The organism is Streptomyces sp. 5-10 (assembly GCF_014712245.1).
GTDB classification, from domain to species: domain Bacteria; phylum Actinomycetota; class Actinomycetes; order Streptomycetales; family Streptomycetaceae; genus Streptomyces; species Streptomyces violaceusniger.
In genome coordinates, this window is the sequence record NZ_JACVYG010000066.1 from 1 (window position 1) to 18,279 (window position 18,279).

An 18,279-nucleotide genomic window follows, 5' to 3' on the forward strand; every position below is an offset into this window, starting at 1 on the left:
GGGCCCGGGGGCCCGGTAGGGCCCGGGGGCCCGGTAGGGCCCGGGGGCCGGAGGTCCGGGGGCAACCTGGCCCTGCCGGGTCTGGGGCCGGGGGCCGGGGCGTCGTGGCCCTGTCGGGTCCGAGGGGGCCAGGGGAGCAACCTGACCCTGCTGGGTCCAGTGGCAGCGCGACGCATGGGTCCAGCCGTGGGCTTGGCGGCAATGCAACGATCCGAACACCTGGTGGACTCCGTCTACGCGCGTAGGCAGTTACCGGCTACCCTCGTGCGCGTGAACGCATCAGTTTCTTGGGACAGTCAGGGCGACCCGCACGCCGCCGCCGACGCCGCCGCCACCCGCCTGCGCGAGCTGACCGGCGCGGAAACCCACGACGTCGCGCTGGTCCTGGGCTCCGGCTGGGTCCCCGCCACCGACGCCCTCGGGGAGCCCGAGCACGAGTTCCCCGTCACCGAGCTGCCCGGCTTCCCGCCGCCCGCCGTCGCGGGCCACGCGGGCCGGATCCGGTCGTACCGGATCAACGACAAGCGGGCGCTGGTCTTCCTCGGCCGTACGCACTACTACGAGGGGCGTGGTGTCGCCGCCGTCGCACACGGCGTACGCACCGCCGTGGCCGCGGGCTGCAAGACCATCATCCTCACCAACGGCTGCGGCGGCCTGCGCGAGGGCATGCGCCCCGGCCAGCCGGTACTGATCAGCGACCACATCAACCTCACGGCCACCTCGCCGATCGTGGGCGCCAACTTCGTCGACCTCACCGACCTGTACTCGCCGCGGCTGCGCGCCCTGTGCCAGCAGGTCGACCCGACCCTGGAGGAGGGCGTCTACGCCCAGTTCCCCGGGCCGCACTACGAGACTCCGGCGGAGATCAACATGGCCCGCACGATAGGGGCGGACCTGGTGGGCATGTCCACGACGCTGGAGGCCATCGCGGCGCGCGAGGCGGGCGCGGAGGTTCTCGGGATCTCCCTGGTGACGAACCTGGCGGCCGGGATGACAGGCGAACCCCTCAACCACGAGGAGGTCCTCCAGGCGGGCCGCGACTCCGCCTCCCGCATGGGCAGCCTGCTGGCCCAGGTCCTCGACCGCCTCTGATCCCGGGGGCGGCGTCACGGCGCCCTGCGCGGGTACTCACCTTTTGGCTAACTGAACAGCGATGCGCGAGGTATACGAGGTACGCGGGGCAGGCGGGGCGGTGCGGGGTGCCCGGGAGCGCGGGGTGGGCCGGGGTGCGCGGCCGGTTTCGTTGTGGGTACGGGGGCGGGGCCTCCGGGGCGGCGCCCTGGACCGCACATTTACGGCGCCGACGGACGATGATCGTTGGGTGGGCCGGAGATTGGCGCCACAAATATGCGTGAGCGTCCAGGACACCACCCCTCCGACCCCACCCCCTCCCGCCGTCCCGCGGCTCCCCGCCGGTGGCCCGAACGCCTGTCCGTCCCCGGCCCGGGGGTCGGGTACCTGACGGGGTGGGCACTGCACCCACCCCCTCCCGTCACTCACGGCTACCCGGGAGTGACACGGACGCCTCGGCCGTCCCCGGCCCGGCCCGGGGGCCGGGGACGCCGCCCCAGCCCCCTCCCGCCGTCCCGTGGGCGGCTCCCCGCCGGTGGCCCGGGCGCCTGTCCGTCCCCGGCCCGCCCGGGGGCCGGGTGCCGGGGGCGCCGCCCCACGGGTACCCGCAAGTGGCACGAGCGCCTTGTCCGTCTCCGGCTCGCCGGGGGCAGCGGCCACCATCGGTGGCACAGACTCCGGCCCGGTGGGGGCCTGGTGGCGCCCCTGCCGTTCCTCGGCGGCTCCCGGGCTCGCCCTCGACGGGTACGGATGCCCACGAGGCCAACGGATGGAGGCGCACCCACCTCCGGACAGGTCCGGAACCGGACCGGGCACGGTCGCCGACTAGGCGCGAGGGACGCACCCGGCCCCTGGGCGGTCCGGAAACCGGCCGGGGCCCGTGCCACCGGCGGGGAGCCGCGGGGCGGCGGGAGGGGGTGGGGTCGGAGGGGTGGTGTCCTGGACGCTCACGCATATTTGTGGCGCCAATCTCCGGCCAACCCAACGATCATCGTCCGTCGGCGCCGTAAATGTGCGGTCCAGGGCGCCGCCCCGGAGGCCCCGCCCCCGTACCCACAACGAAACCGGCCGCGCACCCCGGCCCACCCCGCGCTCCCGGGCGCCCCGCCCCGGCACCGCGCCCCGGCACCGGCGCCCCGCCCCGGCACCGGCACCGGCACCCGCACCCGCACCCGCACCCGCAACCACACCGCACCTCGCACCCACCCCCCATACGACCACCCCCAGGAGGCCCCCATGGCCACGGAGCCCGATCTCATCGCCCAGGCTCGCGCATGGCTTGCCGAGGATCCCGATCCCGAGACGCGGGATGAGCTCGGGAAGCTGCTCCAGGACGATGCCGTCGACGCGATCGCCGAGCGGTTCTCCGGCACGTTGCAGTTCGGTACCGCCGGTCTCCGGGGTGAGCTCGGGGCCGGGCCCATGCGGATGAACCGCGCCGTCGTCATCCGCGCCGCCGCCGGGCTCGCCGCGTATCTGCGCACGTATCACGGCCGGGACGGCCAGGACGGCCAGGACGGCCAGAACGATCAGCACGGTCAAGGTCTCGTCGTCATCGGGTACGACGCCCGCTACAAGAGCGCCGAGTTCGCCCGCGACACCGCCGCCGTCATGACCGGCGCCGGCTTCCGCGCCGCCGTTCTGCCCCGCCCCCTCCCCACGCCCGTCCTCGCGTTCGCCATCCGCCACCTCGGCGCGATCGCCGGAGTCGAGGTCACCGCGAGCCACAATCCGCCCCGCGACAACGGCTACAAGGTCTACCTCGGCGACGGCTCCCAGATCGTGCCGCCCGCCGACGCCGAGATCGCCGCCGAGATCGCGGCGATCCGCAGCCTGGACGACGTGCCCCGCCCCGAGACCGGCTGGGAGACGCTGAACGACGACGTCCTGGAGGCGTACCTCGCGCGGACCGACGCCGTCCTCACCCCGGGCTCGCCCCGGAACGCCCGCGTCGTCTACACCCCGCTGCACGGCGTCGGCCGCGAGACGCTCACCGCCGCGTTCGCCCGCGCCGGGTTCCCCGAGCCCGCCGTCGTGCCCGAGCAGGCCGAGCCCGATCCGGCGTTCCCGACCGTCGCGTTCCCCAACCCGGAGGAGCCGGGAGCGATGGACCTGGCCTTCGCCACGGCCCGCAAGGTCGCGCCGGACATCATCATCGCCAACGACCCGGACGCCGACCGCTGCGCCGTCGCCGTCCCCACGATCACCAACCCCACGGCCCCCACGGACGCCGCGAGCTGGCGGATGCTGCGCGGGGACGAGGTCGGGGCGCTCCTCGCCACCCACCTCGTCCACAAGCGCGCCCGCGGCGCCTTCGCGACCACGATCGTCTCGTCGTCGCTCCTGTCCCGGATCGCGGACGACGCCGGGCTGCCGTACGCCGAGACGCTGACCGGCTTCAAGTGGCTGGCCCGGGTGGACGGGCTGCGCTACGCGTACGAGGAGGCGCTCGGCTACTGCGTGGATCCGGAGGGCGTACGCGACAAGGACGGCATCACGGCAGCGCTGCTCGTGGCCGAGCTGACGTCCGAGCTCAAGGAGCAGGGCCGCACCCTCGCGGATCTGCTGGACGACATCGCGGTGGCCCACGGGCTGCACGCCACCGACCAGCTGTCCGTCCGCGTCACCGACCTCTCCGTGATCGGCACCGCGATGAAGCGGCTGCGCGAACAGCCGCCCACCGAGCTCGCGGGGCTCGCCGTGACCTCGGCGGAGGACCTGACGCGGGGTACGGACACCCTGCCCCCGACGGACGGCCTGCGCTATCAGCTCGCCGGGAAGGGGAACGTCCGCGGCGCCCGTGTGGTCGTCCGGCCCAGCGGCACCGAGCCGAAGCTGAAGTGCTACCTGGAGGTGGTCGTCGACGTCCCCGCCGCCGACTCACTCGCCCCGGCCCGCGCCACGGCGGACACCGTGCTGGCCGCGCTGAAGGCGGACCTTTCGGAGGCGGCGGGAATCCATCCCCCGGAAGCCGCGGGCGAGGACGCGGCTTCGGCCTCGGACGCGGCTGCGGCTTCGGACGCGGGCTCGGGCGTCTCAGCTGCCGAGCCCGTCGCCGCCGCCCACGGCGATCAGTGACGGCGCCGGAGCGGCATCGGGCCCGGCCGAGATAGCCGAACCCGGTGCCGCGTCCGATGCAGGACTGGAAGTGAGGTCGCCCCAGGAGGGCCATGGGCGGGGGCGCCGCGCTCCGGGGCCACGTAGTGGGCGTGGACGCGGCGGCGGAACGTACCGCGTGGCCGGTCACGGCGACGGCCGTCCCGGCCGCCAGGGGCCGACCACACCTCCGGCGACGCCCACGTCCCGCCCCCGGAGACCCAGGCGGCGGAAGCACGGGCCCGAGGCCCGGAGGCCGGGTAGCTGAAGGCCAGCGGCCGGAAACACTGGGCCAGGGGCCGGGGCCGGGCCACCGGGAGCCGGAGTCGGCCCAGGCCGGGGCCCGAAAGCCACACGTCCGCAAGTACGGGCCGGAGGCCGGGCGGCCGGGAAACCCGGCGCCAGCCGGAAACCGGGGCCGCGCGGGCCCGGCAGTCAGCCGGAACCGGAGCCGCCCGGCCCCAGCGGTCAACCGGGGACCAGAAACCGAAGTCCCACAGCCGAAGCCCCTCGGGCCCCAGCGCTCAGCCGGGGAACCGGGCCCGGAGCCCCCGGACCCCAGCGGTCAGCCAGGAACCCGAAACCGAAGCTACCGACCTCAGCGGTCAACCGGAGACCCGAAACCGAAGCCCCCCCAGGCCCCAGCGGTCAGCCGATCGCCAGCATGATGCCCAACAGCACCGCGCCCGCCAGCGTCGGCGCGATCACCTCGAAGGCCCATCGCACCTCCGGCGCCCCCTGGGCGCCCTCGCGCTGGGCGTTGAGTTCGGCCATCTCGCGCAGGTCGCCGATCGCCGCGTCGGAGGGGGCCCGGCGGTCCTCGTCGGGCTTGTTCGCCGAGACGTGGGCGGACGTGGTGCCGAAGGGGTCCTCGGAGGCCGCCCTGGCCTGCTGCCGGGCGGCCCGCTTGCGCTGGCGCAGCGAGACCGGGATCGCCCACAGCTGGTACGTGGCCCCGCCCGCCAGGACCTCGCTGGTGTACCCGGCGCGCAACCCCTCGACCGAGGCCCAGGGCAGCGTGATCGTACGGAACGGGTTGCGGACGAGCAGCCGGTCCTGCCCCGCGTACACCGCCGGGCGCACCGTGAAGGCGATCACCACCGGCACCGCGAACAGCAGCCCGGCCAGCGCCAGCCACGGCGTCCGCCCCTCGCCCCGGATCATCGCGTCGATGCCCAGCCAGCCGCTGAGCCCGAGCAGCAGCACCCCGCCCGCGATACCGCTCGGGGAGCGGTAGATCCGGTCCGAGAAGGTCTCGCCATCGGAGGAGGCGGAGGAAGCAGAGGAGGAGGCAGGGGAAGCTGAGCTGGAGGCAGCGGGGGCGGAGTCGTCGTCCGGGCTCGTCATGCGCCCGATTGTGCACCACACTCGGGGGGCGGGGGGCGCCCAGGGGAGGCCCGGGATCGCTCATCCCCCGGCCCCCGATCGATTCCGGGCCCGGGGGTGACATCCGACTACGCGCGTAGATATGCTCATCTGGTGACCATGCCCACCACAGTTCCCGCATACGGCAAAGAGGCCGCGGAGCGACTCGCGTCCATGGCGGACGTGACCGCCGGCGACGGCGCACTGCGCCGCTTCCTGCACGGCCTGCCGGGCGTCGACGCGGTCGGGCTGCAGGCCCGTGCCGCGACCCTCGGCACCCGCTCGATCAAGACCACGGCGAAGGCGTACGCCATCGACCTGGCGATCTCGATGATCGACCTGACGACCCTCGAGGGTGCCGACACCCCGGGCAAGGTCCGGGCGCTCTGCGCCAAGGGGATCACCCCCGACCCCACCGACCGTACGGCCCCGAAGGTCGCGGCCATCTGCGTCTACGGCGACATGGTGGCCACCGCCAAGGAGGCCCTGACCGGCAGCGGCATCCATGTGGCCGCCGTCGCCACTGCCTTCCCCTCCGGCCGGGCCGCGCTGCCGGTCAAGCTGGCCGACACCCGGGAGGCGGTCGCCGCCGGGGCGGACGAGATCGACATGGTGATCGACCGCGGCGCCTTCCTCTCCGGCCGCTACCTCCAGGTCTTCGAGGAGATCCGGCAGGTGAAGGAGGCGTGCGTCCGCGAGGACGGCACCGCGGCCCACCTCAAGGTCATCTTCGAGACCGGTGAGCTCCAGACGTACGACAACGTCCGCCGCGCCTCCTGGCTGGCGATGCTCGCGGGCGCGGACTTCATCAAGACCTCCACCGGCAAGGTGGCCGTCAACGCGACCCCGCCCGTCACCCTCGTCCTGCTGGAGGCGGTCCGCGACTTCCACGCCACCACCGGTGTGCGGGTGGGCGTGAAGCCCGCGGGCGGCATCCGCACCTCCAAGGACGCGATCAAGTACCTGGTGATGGTCAACGAGACGCTGGGCGACGAGTGGCTGTCCCCGGAGTGGTTCCGCTTCGGCGCCTCCAGCCTGCTCAACGACCTGTTGATGCAGCGCCAGAAGCTGAGCACCGGCCGGTACTCCGGTCCCGACTACGTGACGGTGGACTGATACGCCATGCCAGTTTTCGAGTACGCACCCGCGCCCGAGTCCCGCGCGGTCGTCGACATCGCCCCGTCCTACGGCCTGTTCATCGACGGGGAGTTCGCCGAGGCGGGCGACGGCAAGGTCTTCAAGACCCTCTCCCCCTCCTCCGAGGAGGCCCTCTCCGAGGTGGCCCAGGCAGGCGCCGAGGACGTGGACCGCGCCGTCAAGGCCGCCCGCAAGGCGTTCGAGACCTGGTCCGCGCTCCCCGGCTCCGAGCGCGCCAAGTACCTCTTCCGCATCGCGCGGATCATCCAGGAGCGCTCCCGCGAACTGGCCGTCCTGGAGTCGCTGGACAACGGCAAGCCGATCCGCGAGTCGCGCGACGCCGACCTGCCCCTGGTCGCGGCCCACTTCTTCTACTACGCGGGCTGGGCCGACAAGCTGGCGTACGCTGGCTACGGTCCGGATCCGAGGCCCCTGGGCGTGGCCGGTCAGGTCATCCCCTGGAACTTCCCCCTCCTGATGCTGGCCTGGAAGATCGCCCCGGCGCTCGCCACCGGCAATACGGTCGTCCTCAAGCCCGCCGAGACGACACCCCTGAGCGCCCTGTTCTTCGCGGACATCTGCCGTCAGGCGGGCCTGCCCAAGGGCGTGGTGAACATCGTCACCGGCGACGGCTCGACCGGCGCCGAGCTGGTCGCCCACCCCGGCATCGACAAGGTGGCCTTCACCGGATCGACCGAGGTCGGCAAGGCCATCGCCCGTACGGTGGCCGGTACGAGGAAGAAGGTCACCCTCGAGCTCGGGGGCAAGGCCGCGAACATCGTCTTCGACGACGCCCCCATCGACCAGGCGGTCGAGGGCATCATCGGCGGCATCTTCTTCAACCAGGGCCATGTCTGCTGCGCGGGCTCCCGCCTCCTGGTCCAGGAGGCGGTCCAGGACGAGCTGCTCGACGCGCTCAAGCGCCGGATGAGCACCCTGCGTGTGGGCGACCCACTGGACAAGAACACCGACATCGGCGCCATCAACTCCGCCGAGCAGCTGGCCCGGATCCGCGCCCTGGCCGACGCGGGCGAGGCGGAGGGCGCCGAGCGCTGGGCACCGGCATGCGAACTGCCCAGCTCCGGCTACTGGTTCCCGCCCACCCTCTTCACCGGCGTCACCCAGGCCCACCGGATCGCCCGCGAGGAGATCTTCGGCCCGGTGCTGTCGGTGCTCACCTTCCGCACCCCCGAAGAGGCCGTGGCCAAGGCCAACAACACGCCGTACGGACTGTCGGCGGGCATCTGGACGGAGAAGGGCTCGCGCATCCTGTGGATGGCGAACAAGCTCCGGGCGGGCGTGGTGTGGTCCAACACCTTCAACAAGTTCGACCCGGCCTCCCCGTTCGGCGGCTACAAGGAGTCCGGATACGGCCGCGAGGGCGGTCGCCACGGCCTGGAGGCGTACCTCGATGTCTGACCGCAACGACCGACTCTCCGTGCTCAAGACCTACAAGCTGTTCGTCGGGGGCACGTTCCCCCGGTCCGAGAGCGGGCGGGTGTACGAGGTGACCGACGCAAAGGGCACGTGGCTGGCCAACGCCCCGCTGGCGTCCCGCAAGGACGCCCGGGACGCGGTCGTCGCCGCGCGCAAGGCGTTCGGCGGCTGGTCCGGGGCCACCGCCTACAACCGGGGCCAGATCCTCTACCGCGTCGCCGAGATGCTGGAGGGCCGCCGCGACCAGTTCATCCACGAGGTGGCCGACGGCGAGGGTCTGTCGAAGTCCAAGGCGGGCCTCCAGGTCGACGCGGCGATCGACCGCTGGGTCTGGTACGCGGGCTGGTCCGACAAGACGGCCCAGATCGCCGGGTCGGCCAACCCCGTGGCCGGGCCGTACTTCAACCTCTCCTCCCCCGAGCCGACCGGCGTGGTCGCGCTCCTCGCGCCCCAGGACTCGTCGTTCCTGGGCCTGGTGTCGGTGATCGCCCCGGCGATCGTCACGGGGAACACGGCCGTGGTCATCGCCGCCGAGGGCGCCCCGCTGCCCGCGCTCTCCCTCGCCGAGGTGCTGGCCACGTCCGATCTGCCCGGCGGCGTGGTCAACCTGCTCTCCGGCCGTACCGCCGAGATCGCCGCCCCGCTCGCCGCGCACCAGGACGTGAACGCGATCGACCTCGCGGGCGCGGACGCGGAACTCGCGACCGAGCTGGAGAAGGCCGCCGCGGAGAACCTCAAGCGCGTCCTGCGTCCACAGGCTGTGGATTGGTCGGCCGACCCCGGCACCGGCCGCCTCCTCGCCTTCCTGGAGACCAAGACCGTCTGGCACCCCATGGGCGTCTAGGCGGGGGTCGTCGAAGTGCCGGTCCGTCCAGGGGGCGATAGGCCTACGGCGGGCCGGGGGCCACATGGGCGGTGGGGTCGGCGGTCAGGCCGCCGGTCATGCGGGGGTCACGCGGGGGTCACGCGGGGGTCACGCGGGCGAAAGGATGCGTCACACTGGTGTTCCGTGACCAGCCAACCGCCTTCCGCCCGTGTCGTCCTGCTCTCCGGCCCCTCGGGTTCGGGCAAGTCCTCCCTCGCGGCCCGCACCGGGCTGCCCGTGCTCAACCTCGACGACTTCTACAAGGAGGGCGGCGACCCGACGCTCCCCCAACTCCCCGACGGCGGGGGCGCCGACTGGGACTCGCCGCTGTCCTGGGACGCGGACGCGGCGGTCGCGGCCATCGAGGAGCTGTGCCGTACGTCCGGTACGACCGTGCCGCTGTACGACATCGCCACCAGCGCCCGCGTCGGCGAGGAGGCGCTGACCATCGGGCGGGCGCCGCTGTTCATCGCCGAGGGGATCTTCGCCGCCGACATCGTCGGGCGGTGTGCCGACCTCGGGGTGCTCGCGGACGCGATCTGTCTGCGCGGCCGCCCGTCCACCACCTTCCGGCGCAGACTGCTGCGCGATCTGCGGGAGGGCCGTAAGCCCGCGCTCTACCTGCTGCGGCGCGGCCTGCGGCTGATGCGCGCGGAGCGCGGGATCGTGGCCCGGCAGACGGCACTGGGCGCGTACGCGTGCGGCAAGGACGTGGCGCTGGGCCGGATAGCGGCCGCGGCGGCGGGAGAGCGGATCCCCGCGGCCGGCCCGAAGGCGTCCGTATGACGGCATGAGGTCGTGATCACGACCTCATGACCTCACAGCCTCATGGCTCAATGACCCCATGACCTCCATGACCTCACGGCCGCATAGCCACGCAGCCAAAAAGGTGCGAGGCCGGACATCCCCCCTCGGCTGTCCGGCCTCGCACCTGTTTCCCCCGTTATTTCCCCCGTTTTCTGTTCCCTCCCCTTTTCCCCCGTATCCCCCGATTTCCCCCCGCCTTCGAACGTCCCCGCCGCCGTCAGGCGACCAGTTCGCCGAAGGACTCCTCCTCGTCACGGCCGAAGCTGAGGATCTCGTCCTCGCGCAGCCGGCGCAGTGAGCGCCAGATGCTGCTCTTGACCGTTCCGACGCTGATGTTCAAGATGTCCGCGATTTCCGGATCCGTCCGGCCCTCGTAGTAGCGCAGCACCAGCATCGTGCGCTGCAGCTCGGGAAGGCGGGCCAGGGCCTGCCACAGCACGGTGCGCAGCTCGGTGCCGCGCATCGCGTCGTGGTCGCCCACCGTCTCCGGCAGCTCCTCCGTCGGGTACTCGTTGAGCTTGCGCCGACGCCAGGCGCTGATGTGCAGATTGGTCATGGTGCGGCGGAGATAGCCGCCGACCGCCGCCTTGTCGCTGATCCGGTCCCAGGCCCGGTAGGTCGAGAACAGCGCGCTCTGCAGCAGGTCCTCGGCCTCGAACCGGTCACCGGTCAGGTGGTAGGCGGTTGCGTACAGGGAGGCGCGGCGCTCCTGGACATAGGCGGTGAACTCCGCCTCCGACGTGGTGCGCCGCTCCCCCTCTGCCTCCCCGTACGAGCCTCCCCCGAGGCCCCCTGGTCCCCCGTTGTCCCCCCCGAGGCCGTGACCGGCCTCCTTGTCCCCCGTGATCGCGTCAATGGCCACCATGTAAGGAGGCCGCTGACGCCCGGCGCCGCGAGCGCACCCCCGCCCGCTCACGGCACCGGACTTCTCATTGCCCCGCCCGGCGTCGTGGAGGCGTGTGCGAACTGCGCTGGTGGTGGAGAAGTGCAGTGTGCCCATTTCGCGCCCCCCGTCGATGGAGCCTGGTCGGTCTGGCTTCTGGCTGCCCCGGCCGGTGGTGTTCCGCCCGGTGCACGACAAGACTCTGCCGGGTCAGTTTCATGGGGGTGTCTGCCGACTGTCACAGGCTCGTCACAGGGGATCGGGCCGATAAACCCCTGACGGTCGAACTACAGGCCCCTTGTAGGCCAGAATGACCAACGTGCCTTTCCTGTTGCTGATCGAGGACGATGACGCCATCCGCACGGCCCTCGAACTCTCGCTGTCTCGCCAGGGCCACCGTGTGGCGACCGCGGCGACGGGCGAGGACGGCCTGAAACTGCTGCGTGAGCAGCGGCCGGATCTGATCGTGCTCGATGTGATGCTGCCCGGGATCGACGGCTTCGAGGTGTGCCGCCGGATCCGCCGTACCGACCAGTTGCCGATCATCCTGCTGACCGCGCGCAGCGATGACATCGACGTCGTGGTCGGCCTGGAGTCCGGCGCCGACGACTATGTGGTCAAACCCGTCCAGGGCCGGGTGCTGGACGCCCGGATCCGCGCGGTGCTGCGGCGTGGCGAGCGGGAGGCCAATGACTCCGCGGCCTTCGGCAATCTGCTGATCGACCGCGCGGCCATGACGGTCACCAAGAACGGCGAGGACCTCCAGCTCACCCCCACTGAGCTGCGGCTTCTGCTGGAGCTCAGCCGCCGTCCGGGGCAGGCGCTGTCCCGGCAGCAGCTGTTGCGGCTGGTGTGGGAGCACGACTACCTCGGGGACTCGCGGCTGGTCGACGCATGCGTACAGCGGCTGCGCGCGAAGGTGGAGGACGTGCCGTCGTCGCCGACGCTGATCCGTACGGTGCGCGGGGTCGGGTACCGGCTGGACGCGCCACAGTGAGCGACGCACGTGCGGCCGCCGGACCGCGGACGACTGCGATACCCGCACCTTCGCCGCACGGGCGGAGAAGCGAACGGATCAGCACAGTGAGCAGTGCCGCGGTGAGTCATACGGTGTGCGGCGCGCACGGGGGCGGAGAAGTACGGAATTGAGCGCAGTGAGCGACGAGCCCGGTCGGGCCCGGGGCTGGGCCGCGGGGCTCTTGCGGTGGTTCAGCCTCCGGCTCCGGCTGATGCTGGTCTTCGGCCTGGTGGCGCTGACCGCCGCCGTGTCCGCGTCCGCCATCGCGTACTGGCTGAACCGGGACGCGGTGCTGACCCGTACCCAGGACGCGGCGCTGGACGAGTTCCGCAAGGCCCTGAAGGACGACACCGACCCGCTGCCCTCCCTCCCCACCTGTTCCGAATTGCGGGAAGCGGCGGGTCGTATGGCGGACAACACCCAGAAGTACGAGGTGCTGCTGATCACCCGGACCAAGGACGCCGGAAGCTGCCCGGCGGCCTCGGACAAGCCTCTGTTCACCCTCGATGTGGTGCCCTCCTCGCTGCGGCGCGCGGTGGACCAGAAGCGCCCGGTGGGCAAGGGGAACACCTCCCCGTACCACCTCTACTGGCAGCGGATCACGCTGGACGGCACCCCGTACCTGGTCGGCGGGGCCAAGGTGAACGGCGGCGGGCCGACCGGCTACATGCTCAAGTCCCTGGACACCGAGCGCCAGGATCTGAACTCCCTGGCCTGGTCGCTGGGGATCGCCACCGGGCTCGCGCTGATCGGCGCCGCGCTGCTGGCGCAGGCCGCCGCGGCCACGGTGCTCCGGCCGGTGCAGCGTCTTGGGGAGGCGGCGCACCGGCTGGGCGAGGGGCATCTCGACACCCGGCTGCAGGTCTCCGGCTCGGATGAGCTGGCCAATCTCTCGCACACCTTCAACCGGGCCGCGGAGCGGCTGCAGAAACGGGTGGCGGAGCTGTCGGCGCGCGAGGCGTCCAGCCGGCGGTTCGTCGCGGACATGTCGCATGAGCTGCGGACCCCGCTCACCGCGATCACGGCCGTCACGGAGGTGCTGGAGGAGGAGGCCGACTCGCTCGACCCGATGATCGCTCCGGCGGTGCAGCTGGTGGTGAGCGAGACCCGGCGGCTGAACGACCTGGTGGAGAACCTGATGGAGGTGACCCGCTTCGACGCGGGCACGGCCCGGCTGGTGCTCGACGATGTCGATGTCGCCGACCAGGTGACGGCGTGCATCGACGCCCGCGCCTGGCTGGACGCGGTGGAGCTGGACGCGGCGCGCGGGATCGTGGCCCGGCTGGATCCCCGGCGGCTGGATGTGATCCTGGCGAACCTGATCGGGAACGCGCTCAAGCACGGGGGCTCGCCGGTGCGGGTCTCGGTGCGCACCGAGGGCGATGAGCTGCTGATCAAGGTCCGGGACCACGGTCCGGGCATCCCCGAGGATGTGCTGCCGCATGTCTTCGACCGCTTCTACAAGGCGAGCGCGTCCCGCCCGCGCTCGGAGGGCAGCGGGCTCGGGCTGTCGATCGCGATGGAGAACGCGCATATCCACGGCGGCGACATCGGCGCCGCGAACTCGCCGGAGGGCGGGGCCGTCTTCACGCTGCGGCTGCCGATGGACGCCTCCCGGATCGCCTCCGACGAGGCCGGGGACGAGCGCGACCCCGATCACGACCGCGACGGCTCCTCCGGGGGCGAGCGCGGCGACGGCGGGACCAAGGGCCCAGACACGGGCAAGGCCAAGGGCTCAGACACAGGCAAGGGCACGGGCTCAGGCACGGGCCGGGACGAGGAGGGCAGGCCATGAGCGCGCGCTGGACCCGGTCGGCCGCCCTCCTGCTGACCGGCGCGGTCGCGCTGCTGGCGGCCGGGTGCGGAATACGGGGCACCTCGGTGCCGGTGGACGCCGGGGCCGCGCCCTCGCGGGCGTCCTGCCGGGCGCCGGAGTCGGAGGGGGCCGCCGAGGGGACGGGCCGGGCCTCCGTACGGATCTACCTGCTGTGCTCCTCGCGCATCCTGTCGGTGAGCCGGACCACCCGGCAGGGCGACGAGAAGACGTCCCGGGAGCCGGTGCGGGTCGCCCAGGCGCTGCTGGAGCAGCTGCGGCTGCCGCCGACGGCGGCCGAGGCGTCGGCCGGGTTCTCCACGGCGGTCGAGGACTGGGTGGAGATCTCCGGTCCGGCCAAGGGCGACCCGGACAGCGCGCTGCGGCTGAACCGGCCGCCGGAGGAGATCCAGTCCCTGGCGCTCGCCCAGATCGTCTGCACCTTCGCGGACACCGCGGTGGCCGGTGACGACGGCAAGGTGGTGCTCGGCGGCCCGGACAGCCAGCGGGATCCGCTGAAGGCGTACCGGTGCACGGAGGAGATGCGCCGCAATCCGGTGATCGCGGTCAACTCCGGGGTCCTGGTGTCCTGATTCGTTACCTGTCGGTACCGCCCCGTCCCAGGTCGGCGACTTGTCGGTAACAAGGTGCTGACCAGCGGGGTGGGGACGGAACCGCGACCCCCGCGCGCGGCGTCCTGATTTTCGTGCAGGGTCCTTTCGGCCGCAGGGCCGCCTTCCGCTACCGCGTCGCGGGCTTCGTGCTACTCGTGGCACACCTCTCGTTCGTCTGCTGGCTGACCCTGCGACCGGTGAACGTCCCCTGGGTGTCCGCGGCGACCCTCGAACCACTGGCCACCATCCGCGCCGATCTGGCGCTCAGCCCCTGGTCGGCCGCCCGTTCCATCGGGGGCGGGCTGCTGCTGCTCGCGCCGCTGGGGGTGCTGCTGCCGCTGGCCGGGGGCCGGGTGGAGGCGTATCCGCTGGCCTCGCTGGTCCGTACGGCCTTCACCGGGGCGATGGTGGCCATGGGGTTCGCGCTGCTGCGCAGCGAGGTGACCGGGCAGATCATGAACGTGGACACGGTGCTGCTGAACACCGTCGGGGTCGCCCTCGTGCATGTGCTGGTGGTCCCCGCCGTACGGGCGCGGCTCCGCCGCCGGGCCGACCGGGGCCGGGCGGCCCCCCTCCCCCGGAACGACGGCGCCCAGGCCCCGACCCCGACGATCCCCAGGGTCGGGATCGCACCGTGGAGCGACGTCTCCTCCAGCTCGCGGACCTAGCGTTGAGGACATCGGGAACCAGCTCTTCCCGAGCCCACTCATACGGAAGCGGCCGGGCCGCACACCCCCAGCGGGGTGTGCGGCCCGGCCGTGTGCCCAGGCGGGTTCAGCCGAGCTTGAGGAGGTTGCTGGTGGGCAGGTTCCCCAGCGGGAGCTGCCCCAGCATGCCCTGGGCGGGCTTGGCCTGGGGGGCGGCGGGATTCGCCGCGGGCTGGCCGGCGGTGGGCTGCCCCGGGGCGGCGACACGGCCCGCGGAGCCACCGGGGACCGGCGCCGCGGACGCGGCGCTGCCTCCGGCGACGACGGCGGCGGCACCGAGGGCAATGACACCGAGAGTCTTGAGGGTTCCCTGCTTCATCAGAAATCTGTCCTTGATACGGGGGCTTGACCGATACGGAAACGTAGCCATGGATTTCGGCCTCCCGCAAACACCGAAAACGGCCTCCGTCACCCCGCCCAGGTCGTGTGCCGGGTCCGCCCGCTCAGCTGCTCTTGGGCGCGGAATCCCTGGTCACAGCCGACGCGGGGGCCACATCACGGAACAGCCATTCGGACTTCAACTCGGCGTATCCGGGCTTGATCACGTCATTGATCATCGCCAGACGTTCGTCAAAAGGAATGAAGGCCGATTTCATCGCATTGACCGTGAACCATTGCATGTCGTCGAGCGTGTAATGGAACGTTGATACAAGATGCTGGAATTCCCCGCTCATGCTCGTCCCGCTCATCAGACGATTATCCGTATTCACGGTGGCGCGGAAATGCAGCCGGCGGAGCAGCCCGATGGGGTGCTCGGCGTAGGAACTGGCCGCGCCGGTCTGGAGGTTGGAGGTCGGGCACAGTTCCAGCGGGATGCGCTTGTCGCGGACGTACGAGGCGAGGCGGCCGAGGGTGAGGGAGCCGTCGTCCCCGACCTCGATGTCGTCAATGATGCGGACGCCGTGGCCCAGCCGGTCTGCGCCGCACCACTGGAGCGCCTGCCAGATGGACGGCAGTCCGAACGCCTCGCCCGCGTGGATCGTGAAGTGGTTGTTCTCCCGCTTCAGGTACTCGAAGGCGTCCAGGTGGCGGGTGGGCGGGAAGCCGGCCTCGGCGCCCGCGATGTCGAAGCCGACCACGCCCAGGTCGCGGTAGCGGTTGGCGAGTTCGGCGATCTCCAGGGCGCGGGCCGCGTGGCGCATCGCGGTCAGCAGCGCGCCGACGCGGATGCGGTGGCCGTTCTCCCGGGCCCGTCGCTCACCCTCGCGGAAGCCCTCGTTGACCGCCTCGACGACCTGCTCCAGGGTCAGCCCGCCCTCCAGGTGCTGCTCGGGGGCGTAGCGGATCTCGGCGTAGACGACGCCGTCCTCGGCGAGGTCCTCGGCGCATTCGGCGGCGACCCTGACGAGCGCGTCGCGGGTCTGCATCACGCCGACGGTGTGGGAGAACGTCTCCAGATAGCGCTCCAGCGACCCGGAGTCCGCCGCCTCGCGGAACCAGATGCCCAGCTTGTCGGGCTCGGTCTCCGGGAGCGCGTCGTACCCGGTCTCCCTGGCGAGGTCGACGATGGTGCCCGGGCGCAGCCCACCGTCGAGGTGGTCGTGCAGCAGCACCTTGGGGGCGCGGCGGATCTGGTCGGGGGTCGGCTCATGGGTGTGCTCGCTCGTCATCTGGGCAGCGTAGCCCCTACGCGCGTAGAACATGAGGGATAGATACGCAACAGTGACCCGCACGGGTAGTGGAGTACACCAGTCCTTCTGCGATCGTGTCGGCATGGTTCAGCAAGCGTTGCCCGAGCGGGGCGCACGGCTGGGGCGGCCGATGGGCGCGGCCGCCGCACGAAGGACCGTACACGGTGTGGTGCTGCTGCTCCCCGAGGGGGAGCCCAGCGGGACGAGACGGCCGTCCAGACTCTCGGTGGCCGCCACGCTGCCGCTGGCCCGGCGGCTGGTCCGGGCGGGCCGGGAGGAGGGGCTGGCCGCCCATGTCGTCCACTACCGGTGCCGGGGCTGGAACGGGGCCGCCGCCGATGCCGCGTCCGATGCGACCTGGGCCGTGGAGGAGGTGGTGCGGCGCTACGGCGACGTACCGGTCTGCCTCGTGGGCCACGGCATGGGCGGGCGCGCCGCCCTCCGCGCCGCCGGGCACGAAGCCGTCACCTCGGTGGTGGCCCTGGCGCCCTGGCTTCCGGCGCCGGACGAGGTGCTCGCACCCGAGCCAGTGAAACAGCTGGTCGGGCGGCAGGTGCTGATCGCCCACGGCACGAACGACGAGCGCACCGACCCCGAGCTGTCCTACCGGCTGGCGGAGCGGGCGAAGAAGGCCAACCGCGATGTGTGCCGCTTCGAGGTGCACACCGATGGGCATGGGCTGCATCAGCACCGCTCCGAGGTGCAGGCGCTGGCCGCGGACTTCCTCCTCGGCTCCCTCTTCCACTCCGGCTTCTCCCGCCCGGTCGCCGACGCGCTGGCGGCTCCGCCGCCACTGGGGCTGCGGATGCCGCTGGCTGCGGGCTTCGGGGCGAACCTGGGGCGCTGACCCCCACGGACGAAGGGGCCGTCCCGCCGGACAGTGGCGGGGCGGCCCCTTCGCGTTCAGGGGGTGCGCCCCCGAAGGGGCGCGGGGAACTGCGCGAGCAACCACGACGGCGCCGCGGACGATCGACGGCGGGTCTTTCCCCTACCCGCCCCTTCCCGATACCAAGGGCTCCGCCCCTGGACCCCAGGATCTGGGCCGGAGCACCGAGACCGGCCCGGGGGCCTGGGCCGAGGTCCGAACCACCCGGGGCCCGGGCCGAGCACCGGAACCGACCCGATCTGGGGCCGGGCACCGAACCCACCCGAGACCTAGAGCCCAGCACCGGAACCACCCCACTGCCTGGGGCCAACCACCGGAACCCGGGCCGGGGTCTGGGGCGAGCACCAGAACCACCCCAGGGCCCGGAACCGATCACCAGAACCGACCGGTCTGGGGCTGAGCACCGAACCCACCCCAGGACCTGGGGCCGGGCACCGAACCCACCCGAGACCTAGAGCCCAGCACCGGAACCACCCCACTGCCTGGGGCCAACCACCGGAACCCGGGCCGGGGTCTGGGGCGAGCACCAGAACCACCCCAGGGCCCGGAACCGATCACCAGAACCGACCGGTCTGGGGCTGAGCACCGAACCCACCCCAGGACCTGGGGCCGGGCACCGAACCCACCCGAGACCTAGAGCCCAGCACCGGAACCACCCCACTGCCTGGGGCCAACCACCGGAACCCGGGCCGGGGTCTGGGGCGAGCACCAGAACCACCCCAGGGCCCGGAACCGATCACCAGAACCGACCGGTCTGGGGCTGAGCACCGAACCCACCCCAGGACCTGGGGCCGGGCACCGAACCCACCCGAGACCTAGAGCCCAGCACCGGAACCACCCCACTGCCTGGGGCCAACCACCGGAACCCGGGCCGGGGTCTGGGGCGGAGCTCCACCACGCGGCGGAGCCGCATATTGATGCCGGGGAGGGGAGCAGCCCGCCGCGGGCG

The 18,279-nt window shown here is 72.4% G+C and carries 15 protein-coding genes; 11 read left to right on the forward strand and 4 right to left on the reverse strand.

Annotated features, from left to right (window positions below; translation table 11 throughout):
* The first annotated feature begins 264 nt into the window (after positions 1-264).
* Together IEJ02_RS41880 and IEJ02_RS41885 are read left to right on the forward strand one after the other, a co-directional pair.
* Positions 265-1,092 (forward strand): purine-nucleoside phosphorylase, encoded by an 828-nt coding sequence (locus IEJ02_RS41880; RefSeq protein ID WP_370467220.1) that lies wholly within the window; start codon positions 265-267, stop codon positions 1,090-1,092.
* Between the two features lie 1,215 nt (positions 1,093-2,307).
* Positions 2,308-4,149: a phospho-sugar mutase gene (locus tag IEJ02_RS41885; RefSeq protein ID WP_498067127.1), complete on the forward strand. Its 1,842-nt coding sequence runs from the start codon at positions 2,308-2,310 to the stop codon at positions 4,147-4,149.
* A 666-nt stretch (positions 4,150-4,815) separates the two neighbouring features.
* On the opposite strand, the gene IEJ02_RS41890 is transcribed toward IEJ02_RS41885, so the two are convergent.
* Positions 4,816-5,514 carry a PH domain-containing protein gene (locus IEJ02_RS41890; protein WP_191069574.1) on the reverse strand — a complete coding sequence of 233 codons (699 nt, stop codon included), beginning with the start codon at positions 5,512-5,514 and terminating at the stop codon, positions 4,816-4,818.
* A 138-nt stretch (positions 5,515-5,652) separates the two neighbouring features.
* Here IEJ02_RS41890 and deoC point away from each other — a divergent pair, with 138 nt between their 5' ends.
* The 4 genes from deoC (at position 5,653) to IEJ02_RS41910 (ending at position 9,757) form a co-directional block, all read left to right on the forward strand.
* On the forward strand, positions 5,653-6,648 hold the full coding sequence (gene deoC, locus IEJ02_RS41895; protein WP_191069607.1) for a deoxyribose-phosphate aldolase: 996 nt from the start codon (positions 5,653-5,655) through the stop codon (positions 6,646-6,648).
* A gap of 6 nt (positions 6,649-6,654) precedes the next feature.
* Complete coding sequence (locus IEJ02_RS41900) at positions 6,655-8,088, forward strand: aldehyde dehydrogenase family protein (protein WP_191069575.1); 1,434 nt, start codon at positions 6,655-6,657, stop codon at positions 8,086-8,088.
* Positions 8,081-8,950 (forward strand): aldehyde dehydrogenase family protein, encoded by an 870-nt coding sequence (locus IEJ02_RS41905; RefSeq protein ID WP_191069576.1) that lies wholly within the window; start codon positions 8,081-8,083, stop codon positions 8,948-8,950. Before IEJ02_RS41900 ends, IEJ02_RS41905 begins: the two co-directional genes overlap by 8 nt.
* A 165-nt stretch (positions 8,951-9,115) precedes the next feature.
* Positions 9,116-9,757, forward strand: a complete 642-nt coding sequence (locus tag IEJ02_RS41910; RefSeq protein WP_191069577.1) for an ATP-binding protein — start codon at positions 9,116-9,118, stop codon at positions 9,755-9,757.
* Positions 9,758-9,995: 238 nt separating this feature from the next.
* On the opposite strand, the gene IEJ02_RS41915 is transcribed toward IEJ02_RS41910, so the two are convergent.
* Positions 9,996-10,778 (reverse strand): SigE family RNA polymerase sigma factor, encoded by a 783-nt coding sequence (locus tag IEJ02_RS41915; protein WP_191069578.1) that lies wholly within the window; start codon positions 10,776-10,778, stop codon positions 9,996-9,998.
* A 202-nt stretch (positions 10,779-10,980) separates the two neighbouring features.
* Here IEJ02_RS41915 and afsQ1 point away from each other — a divergent pair, with 202 nt between their 5' ends.
* The 4 genes from afsQ1 (at position 10,981) to IEJ02_RS41935 (ending at position 14,774) form a co-directional block, all read left to right on the forward strand.
* Positions 10,981-11,658: a two-component system response regulator AfsQ1 gene (gene afsQ1, locus IEJ02_RS41920; RefSeq protein WP_173963281.1), complete on the forward strand. Its 678-nt coding sequence runs from the start codon at positions 10,981-10,983 to the stop codon at positions 11,656-11,658.
* A 232-nt stretch (positions 11,659-11,890) separates the two neighbouring features.
* On the forward strand, positions 11,891-13,474 hold the full coding sequence (locus IEJ02_RS41925) for a sensor histidine kinase (protein WP_223865345.1): 1,584 nt from the start codon (positions 11,891-11,893) through the stop codon (positions 13,472-13,474).
* A complete protein-coding gene (locus tag IEJ02_RS41930) occupies positions 13,471-14,085 on the forward strand; it encodes a hypothetical protein (protein ID WP_191069579.1) in 615 nt (204 codons plus the stop codon). The genes IEJ02_RS41925 and IEJ02_RS41930 overlap by 4 nt, the downstream gene beginning before the upstream one ends.
* A gap of 113 nt (positions 14,086-14,198) precedes the next feature.
* A complete protein-coding gene (locus IEJ02_RS41935) occupies positions 14,199-14,774 on the forward strand; it encodes a VanZ family protein (protein WP_191069580.1) in 576 nt (191 codons plus the stop codon).
* A 106-nt stretch (positions 14,775-14,880) separates the two neighbouring features.
* Here IEJ02_RS41935 and IEJ02_RS41940 read toward each other — a convergent pair whose 3' ends face one another.
* Together IEJ02_RS41940 and IEJ02_RS41945 are read right to left on the reverse strand one after the other, a co-directional pair.
* Positions 14,881-15,132, reverse strand: a complete 252-nt coding sequence (locus tag IEJ02_RS41940; protein WP_137978318.1) for an ATP-binding protein — start codon at positions 15,130-15,132, stop codon at positions 14,881-14,883.
* Positions 15,133-15,256: 124 nt separating this feature from the next.
* Complete coding sequence (locus tag IEJ02_RS41945) at positions 15,257-16,423, reverse strand: adenosine deaminase (protein WP_191069581.1); 1,167 nt, start codon at positions 16,421-16,423, stop codon at positions 15,257-15,259.
* A gap of 103 nt (positions 16,424-16,526) precedes the next feature.
* On the opposite strand from IEJ02_RS41945, the gene IEJ02_RS41950 reads away from it, so the two are divergent.
* On the forward strand, positions 16,527-17,291 hold the full coding sequence (locus IEJ02_RS41950) for an alpha/beta hydrolase (protein WP_137978320.1): 765 nt from the start codon (positions 16,527-16,529) through the stop codon (positions 17,289-17,291).
* Positions 17,292-18,279 lie beyond the last annotated feature (988 nt).